The sequence below is a fragment of the Clostridium sp. DSM 8431 genome (assembly GCF_900116755.1).
Classification (GTDB): domain Bacteria; phylum Bacillota; class Clostridia; order Clostridiales; family Clostridiaceae; genus Clostridium.
In genome coordinates, this window is sequence record NZ_FPBY01000201.1 from 1 (window position 1) to 5,731 (window position 5,731).

Genomic DNA, 5,731 nt, shown 5'->3' on the forward strand with positions numbered 1-5,731 from the left:
AAAAAACAATGTGATTTTAATAAGTCTTTGCGACAAACTTCTTGACAACTACCGATAGGCATCGAGAACGTAAATTGAAAGTACAAACTTTTCATGGCTTCCTATACAGAGTAGCATAAATTTCAAGAATTGAAAATAATTTTTCAGGCAGATGAAAATCTGTCTATTTGTTGTGCCTTCAAATATGAATAAAGAGATTAAAGAGTAAAATCTTCAATCTCTTTTCTTTGGAACAAGTATCTAACAATGCTAACTTAATGACATTGGGGATTACTTTATGTTTTTTATACTTGTGATTTGCACGTTTTTAGTATGTGTTAGACATTTTACAAAAAATTTAAGATATGATAAAATCAAGAAAATATATATTGGGATGTTTTAACTTTTTATATAAGAGGTGGAAGTTGGTGCAAGTATTAATTTTGGCGGCAGGCGAAGGTAAGAGAATAAAATCTGAAATTTTAGAAAAAAATAAATGTTTAATTGAGGTTAATGGATGTTCTCTAATAGAAAATGCTTTGGAAAATATAGTTGATTCAATGCCAGTAACTGCAATTACAATTGTTGTAGGATATGCTGAGGAATTTATTAGAGAAAAGATAGGTAAAGACTTCAGAGGAATTACTATTAATTATGTTAAACAAGAAAAGAGAGATGGAATTTTAGGAGCTTTAAATGCTGCATTAGATACAATTGATGATGATGTGATAATGCAATTAGGAGATGAGTATTATTTTGAGCCTAAATATGATGAAGGGCTTAAAATATTTGAAGAAAGCGATTGTGTTTTTGGTATTTGTAAATCTTCACAACAGCAAGTTAAGGAAACCTATTCTATAAAGTATTCTTTAGAAGGAAAACCTATTGAATTCTGTGAAAAGCCTAAAAATCCTTTTAACAATTATGCTGGGACAGGCATGGTAATGTTAAAAAAATCTATTTTTAAAAATATTAGAAAAATCTATTTGGATGGTAAAAGAGATTTAATAGATATATTCATTGATGTTGTAAATTCCAATCAAATAATTTCTAGCTTCGAATGTACTAGTTTTTACGAAAATGTTAATTCAAAGAAGAACTATAATAGATTAATCAATTATATAAAAGATAAGGATTTAAGTAAATATTTTTTTGGGGTTTTTAAAGATTTATATACTGTGAATAATAAAGAAGTTGAACTAGTGAAGTTTTATCAATCAAAATTTTCAGAAGTATATGATTGTATGTGTCATTCACAAGACTTAGATGAAAATTTTGATGAAGTTGAGGAAAATAAACTTGTTCAGGAAGAAGTTGATTTTTTTAGAAGTTATTTAGCTTTAAGTAGGGGAAAGAAAGTTCTTGAATTAGCTTGTGGAAGCGGTAGAGTAACTATTCCTTTTGCTATGCATAAGGTGAAAATTACTGGGGTTGATATTTGTAAAGATATGCTAGATATACTTTCAGAGAAAGTATTGAATAAGTATAGAAGATGTAAAAGATATATAACTTTATTACAAGATGATATAACAAACTTTAAATTGGTAAATGAAAAGTTTAATTTAGTTATATTTCCAGCAACAACAATAAGATTGATAGATAAGGACTTAGCCGAGTTTATAGATTATATATATGACTATGTAGAGGATGGAGGATATTTCATCTTTGATAATAATGAAATAAAGAAAAGAGATTCTCAGCCTGTAATTGAAAATCTATATAACCTATCTTATGAAAAAGATAATAAGAAGAATGTATTATTTTTTGCAGAGCAACATGATTTCACTTCTATGAAAACTAGAGTTAACTTTTATTTAAATGTTTTTGACGATGAAGTAAAACACTATATATCATATACGTATTTAAATATGATTGATAGAAGAATGATAGAAGATGCTGTTTCACATACAAGATTTTCTGAAGTTAAGTTTGAAGATTACTATGAAGATGATAAATCTTACATGTACTATTGTGTGTTGAAAAAATAATTATTAGAAGGTGAAAAGTTTGAGAACAGGATGTTTAGTTAATTTTAATAGAGATATTAATGGATTGTGGACAACAAGATATAATGCTGAAAGTTGTATATTAGAAAAATATATAAGATCTAAAGGTATAAATACATATGTGTATTCGGAAAAAGATATAACATCTGTAGTTGATATATGTGAAGATATACTTGCTTTTACTGATGAGGTAGTTATTTTAATCACAGATAATGAAAATTTATTATTAAATTTATCTTTAGCAAAACAAATTGAGTCAGAAGAACCTGACTGTCAGGTGGTATTGTATTCCGTTGAAGAGCTGGATGAAAGATATAAAAAATATATTAAAGAAGATTATGTGTTTATATCTGATGATTTTGAAAAGAATATTTGTGAAGTTTTTGATATAGATTATGAAGGTGAAAAACTATTCTTAGAAGAATATAGTCAATTTAATAGTGAGAAAGAATTAGGACGTTTTAATGAAAAAGTTGAAGTTCTAATAGGAAGAAAAGAAAAAGGTAAATATATTTCAAGAAATTTAAATTCTATATTAAAGGATATTGACATTGTTGGAAAATCATCTAAAGGTGATAAAGTACATGTTGAGTTAAGTGGAATGACATTAGACAATCATGAATATAGAGAAAGTATATATAATGCAATAAAAGAAAATCAACAAAACATAATATTTGAAGCAAAGATTAGTATGGAGTTTATAGAATCGATTAAAGAAGATATACCAGAAAATCTTCTAGTATCAGTAGTTTTTAATAAGGACTGTGCTGAAAACAAAGATATTGAAACATTGGAAAAATATAAAAATAGAATTGCTGCTATATTTATTAAAAATGAGCTAATATACCAAATAAGTGACAATGAAGAGTTTATTAAATATGTACAAGCTAATAATTTAGGTTCAAAAGTTATCAATGGAAAAGACAAATATTGGGAAGAATTGGATATAACTAAAGTAGAAAATAAGAAAATAAATCAAAAATTAGATAAGGAGTTCCAAACCTTCTCTACAGGATTTGCTTTTAGTCAAACAGGTGAATATATTAATGTTCCTTTAAATGGATTTGTTAAGCATGTAAAAATTAATAGTGAAGATATTAATGAGGATGTATTAAATTTTCTTGATGAAGCGTGCAGTGTAAATAGCTCTATCTTTGTAACTGGAGATAAAGAAGAAAGCAATTTAAATTTATATCATGTAGAAAGTTTAAAAAAGATATATAAAAAGGAAAATTGGATAGAGAACATTAGAGAAAAATCTATAGAAAATCAAAGCTTTCCTAAAAATTTAATAACTATTAATAATGATGTGTTAGATGTTAATGGGATAGTTAATAACATTAGACTTAAATTTAATGAGATATCATATTGTGAGTTTAAAGATTCTTACTGTAAAGATAGGAATTTGGATAGTAATCAAAATACTGATTTAGTTACATTAACTATAAATACAGAAAAAGATTTTGCTAGGTTTATAGAAGAGGTAGATCGATACTATGAAAGTAAGAGCATTTCACATTCATCACTTTTATATGCAAGAATGAAAAATGCTTGCCGTTTTTTAAGTAGAAATTATTGTTCTTTAACTAAAGTTCCTCGTATAGAAATTGATAGTGATGGAAATGTATATTCTTGCTATGAAAAGGAAAAACCTTTAGGAACTATTGAAGATTCAATATTTGATATTACACAGTCAGCTTATGTGGAGCATGAAACAAAGTTAAGAAAAAACTCTTGTTCTAAATGCTCAGCAGCAATAGGATGTGCTAAATGTGCTTGTATGCCTGATTTTATGAAGGAACAGTATTGTTATTTAATGATAAATAAACCTTATATAACAGACTTTATATTAGAATCTATGGTTATTTGTAATTCGAAATTTACTAATAGAGAAATTTCGAATATTCCTGTAGAAAAAATAAAGGTTTCAAATGAGCATATTCAAAATCTTTTGAATAATTATGAAGATGGACATGAAGCACCATTCTTTGCTAAATACGTATTTGTAATTTTAACAGACTCATTCTATGCAGTATGGTCTCCAAATACAAATAGGATTTATAAGATAAGTAAGGAAATAGCGCTTATAGCAGAAGCATTATTAAAGAGAATGGAGCCTAATGAAATTATAAAGGTTATAGCTGATGAGGCTAATTTATCTATGGATGTTTCTACACAATTATGTAAACAGGTATTTGAATTATTTTATAAGAACAATCTTTTATATCGTCAGGTTCAAATATAGAAAGGAAAAAATATATGTTTGATATAAATAAAATGGTTATGCCTATGTATGCTTTTAAAGATAAGTTTTCAAGGGAACTATTTATAAAAGGTGAAAATATAGTACTAACTGATGAAAATGGAAAGATTTACTTAGACTGTATAAGTGGAATATGGAATGTGCCCTTTGGTTTTGATAATAAACATATTGTAGATAAAATTTGCGAACAAGCCAAGACATTAACTTTTTCTAATTTATATGTAGCACCTGCAAATGTTACTGTGGAATATGCTAATAGACTTCTAGAAAAGCTTAATGGAGATTTCTCTAAGATGGTTTATACTTGCAGTGGTTCTGAAGCTACTGAATTAGCCATGAAGTTTTGCCATAAGTATCAAAAACTTATAGGTAATGATAGAGCTGTAATAGGTGCATTTAACTATTCTTATCATGGAACTACACTTGGAGCAATGAGTATAAGTGGAATTGATAAACAATTCGCTAAGGATTATCAGCCATTAATACCTGATATAAATTGGATTAATGTGTGTAATGATTCAGATGAAGAAAGCTGGAAAAAAGAAGTAGAAAAGTTTTTTAATGAACATCATAATACATTAGCTGGAATTATCGTGGAGCCAGTTATGGGATCTGGTGGTGTAATCGAAGTAAAGAATGATGTGTTGAGATTTGTTAAAGAAAAGTGTGATGAATACAATATAGTACTTGTATTTGATGAAGTTGCAACTGGCTTTGGAAGGACAGGAAAAATGTTCGCATATCAACATTCACAAGTTATACCAGATATAATGTGTATTTCAAAAGCTATAAATAATGGATTTTTACCTATGGGAGGAGTTCTTTTAGGTGGAAAAGTTATAGAAATTTTCAATATGAAAAATAGTTTTATTGAACATTTTTCAAGTCAAAATGGAAATCCAATTGCATGTGCAGCAGCCTTGGGAGTTTTAGATTTTATGAAGGATGAATTTTTTGATGAAATAGAAAGCAAAGGCTCATATCTAGAAGAAAAATTAAAGAGTTTAATGAGTAGCAAAAATATTAGTATTTTATTTAGACGAAAAGGAATGATGCTAGCAATAGAAATGAAAGATACTAGAACAGATAGTTATCTTCGAGAGGAAGTGCTTGAAAGTTTCTTGGACAATTGTTATAGAAGAGGAATTATAATACATCCTTTTTTTAATCCAAAACAGAATTCAGGAATTATGTTATATCCAGCTTTTATTGCAAGTTATGAGCAACTTGAATTAATGGCTAATAAAATAGGGAAAGTTTTTAATAAAATGTTTAGATAAAATTATAAATATAAAATTTACATCTTTAATCATAGGATCATAAGTAATGAAATTAAGAGACCAGCTAATAATAGTCAAGTAAATTTTAAAAAATAATATTTTTTAAAAAAGGGTATAGCAAACAAACCATTTGTAAAACACGAATGGTTACAAAAAATGTAAATCAATTAAGCGGCACTATTTTGAGAAGTATTTTCTAAAAA

General features: G+C 27.1%; 3 protein-coding genes. All 3 read left to right on the forward strand.

The window, feature by feature from the left end:
* Positions 1 to 407 precede the first annotated feature (407 nt).
* The 3 genes from BM384_RS15075 to BM384_RS15085 are packed head-to-tail and all read left to right on the forward strand — an operon-like array spanning position 408 to position 5,528.
* Entirely contained in the window at positions 408 to 1,967 is a 1,560-nt protein-coding gene (locus BM384_RS15075; RefSeq protein ID WP_175537412.1) for a sugar phosphate nucleotidyltransferase, read from the forward strand.
* Between the two features lie 19 nt (positions 1,968 to 1,986).
* Positions 1,987 to 4,230 carry a radical SAM protein gene (locus BM384_RS15080; RefSeq protein WP_090014811.1) on the forward strand — a complete coding sequence of 748 codons (2,244 nt, stop codon included), beginning with the start codon at positions 1,987 to 1,989 and terminating at the stop codon, positions 4,228 to 4,230.
* Between the two features lie 14 nt (positions 4,231 to 4,244).
* Positions 4,245 to 5,528 carry an aminotransferase family protein gene (locus tag BM384_RS15085; RefSeq protein ID WP_090014813.1) on the forward strand — a complete coding sequence of 428 codons (1,284 nt, stop codon included), beginning with the start codon at positions 4,245 to 4,247 and terminating at the stop codon, positions 5,526 to 5,528.
* Positions 5,529 to 5,731 lie beyond the last annotated feature (203 nt).

Coding starts and splice junctions, on each gene's coding strand:
- BM384_RS15085 (WP_090014813.1), top strand. CDS start 4,245: ATGTTTGATATAAATAAAATGGTTATGCCTATGTATGCTTTTAAAGAT.